Genomic DNA, 2,341 nt, shown 5'->3' with positions numbered 1-2,341 from the left:
ACCTTGTAGTCCAGGCCCGGCGGGAAGTCCTTGGCCAGGGTCTGCATGGTGCCGAGCACTTCGCTTTCCACCGCCAGGGAATTCGCCCCGGGCTGCGCGAAGATCAGCAGCGGCAGGCCCGCGCCCCGATCCATGTAGCTGGTTGATCCGTAATCCGCGGCGCCGATCTCGACCCGGCCGATGTCGCGGACACGCGTCACCCGCCCGGCATCGTCGGACTTCACCACGATGTCGGCGAACTGGTCGGGCGTGGACAGGCGGCCCAGGGTCTGGACGTTGATCTGGTACGCCTCCTTCGACGGCACCGGAGGCTGGTTCAGGATGCCGGCGGAGACCTGCAGGTTCTGCGCCCGCAAGGCGGCCAGCACCTCGCTGGCATCGAGGTTCCGGGCGGCGACCTTGTCCGGGTCGAGCCAGATCCGCATGGCGTATTCGCGCGCGCCCTGGAACTGCACATCGCCGACGCCCGGCAGCCGGGCCAGCGCGTCCTTCACATGCAGCGTCGCGTAATTCGACATGTAGAGCGTGTCGCGCGAGTCGTCCGGTGAATAGAGGTGGACGGCCAGCAGGATGTTCGGCGTCGACTTCCGCACCTGCACGCCCAGGCGCTGGACGTCGTCGGGCAGCCGCGGCAGCGCATCCTGGACGCGGTTCTGCGTCAGCATCTGCGCTACGTTCAGATCGGTGCCGATCTGGAACGTCACGGTGACCGTCAGCTTGCCGTCGCCGGTCGACTGGCTGCTGAGATACAGCATGTTCTCGACGCCGTTGATCTGCTGCTCGAGCGGCGTCGCCACGGTGCGCGAGACGGTTTCGGCCGACGCGCCCGGATAGGTCGTCGTCACCTGCACGGTCGGCGGCACGATCTCCGGGTACTGCGCGATCGGCAGGATGAAGAGCGCGCCGAGGCCGACCAGGGTCAGGAAGGTGCTGAGGACGGTCGCGAAGATCGGCCGGTCGATGAAGAAATGCGTGAGGCGCATGATGGCACCCCTCCTAGCTCTGGCCGTCGGAATCGGCGCTGTAGGTGATGGCGCCGTCCGTCGGCGCGACCTTGCTGCCGGGGACGGCCCGCACGATCCCGTCGATGATGACGCGATCCTCTGGCGCCAGCCCGGACCGGATCACCCGCAGCCCACCGCGCAGATCGCCTGTTTCAACTGGCTTGGGCACGACGGTGCCGTCGGCGGCGACCGTCAGCACGATGTGCTGCGACTGGTCGAGCAGGACCGCCGCATCGGGCACCAGGACCGTCGGCACGGCCGGCGCGACCGCCAGGCGAAGCCGCGCGAACTGGCCCGGCGTCAGGAACAGGTCCGGGTTGGACACCAGCGCCCGGGCATGGATGGTGCCACTGGACCGGTCGAGCGCGTTGTCGACGAATTCGAGCGTGCCCTGCCGCTTGAAGTTCGTCTCGTCGCTGAGGCTGATATCGACCTTGTCCGCCAGTGCCCCCAGGCTGGCCGCGCGCTGGCGCGAGAAGGTCAGGAAGTCGCTCTCGCTCATGTCGAAGTCGAGATGGATCGGGTCGAGCGAAACCAGGGTGGCCAGCAGCGTCGTCGGGCTGCTGGCGGAGCGGCTGCCGGCGACCAGGCTGCCGACCGACACCTGATGTTCGCCGATGCGGCCCGTAAAGGGCGCGACGATGCGGCTGTGGTCGACGTCGAACTGGGCGTCGCGAATCTGGGCCTTGGCGGCGTCGATCGCCGCCTGGGCGGATTGCTGGTCGGAGGTGCGCTGGTCGACGCTCTCGGCAGTGCCGTAGTCGGTGCGCTTCAGCGTCTGGGCGCGGGACAGTTGCACATTGGCGAGCGCCAGCTGCGATTGTGCCGCCGCCAGCTGGGCATTTGCCTGAGCCAGCCGGATCTCATAGGGGGTGGGGTCGATCACGAACAGCAGATCGCCCTGGTGGACGATCTGCCCATCCTGGAAATGGATCTCGGCCAAGGTGCCGCCGACCTGAGCCCGCAGCTCGACACGGTCGACCGCCGAGAACTGCCCGAGAAAGCCGATCCGGGTGTCGACATCGTGTACCAGCGGCCGGCTCACGGTCACCGGCGCCAGCGGGGCGGCAGCGGCCTGGGCCGCCGGGGCGGCGGCGCCCCGAGGGCCGAATTCAAACCAGGCCGCGCCGGCCAGGGCGATCACGGCCACGCCGACGGCCCAGGGCCAGATCCGCGATCGTGCGACGATGGAAGAGCGTATGGCCTCCTCCACCTCGGGCGGCTGACGGCTGATCTCATTCATGGCTCGCCCCGCCGCCTTGCGAAGGATCGATCTTCCTGGTCGTCGACGACGATCTGCGGCCCATCCATCACTCGGAATCCCTCGTTCTGCCCGC

The 2,341-nt window shown here is 68.4% G+C and carries 2 protein-coding genes; both read right to left on the bottom strand.

The features are described from left to right. The coding region (locus AC3XYG_RS31815) for an efflux RND transporter permease subunit (RefSeq protein ID WP_489143897.1) at nucleotides 1-983 on the bottom strand (983 nt) is incomplete at its 3' end. A 13-nt stretch (nucleotides 984-996) separates the two neighbouring features. Continuing rightward, entirely contained in the window at nucleotides 997-2,247 is a 1,251-nt protein-coding gene (locus tag AC3XYG_RS31810) for an efflux RND transporter periplasmic adaptor subunit (RefSeq protein ID WP_489143896.1), read from the bottom strand. Nucleotides 2,248-2,341: the final 94 nt, after the last annotated feature.

It is taken from the genome of Inquilinus sp. (assembly GCF_057815775.1).
Note: the sequence above shows the minus strand (reverse complement) of the source record. Positions and strands in the feature narration are given on the sequence as shown.

Bases quoted from the DNA above. Each gene is read 5' to 3' on its own strand.
- AC3XYG_RS31810 (WP_489143896.1), bottom strand. From the start codon at position 2,247: ATGAATGAGATCAGCCGTCAGCCGCCCGAGGTGGAGGAGGCCATACGC.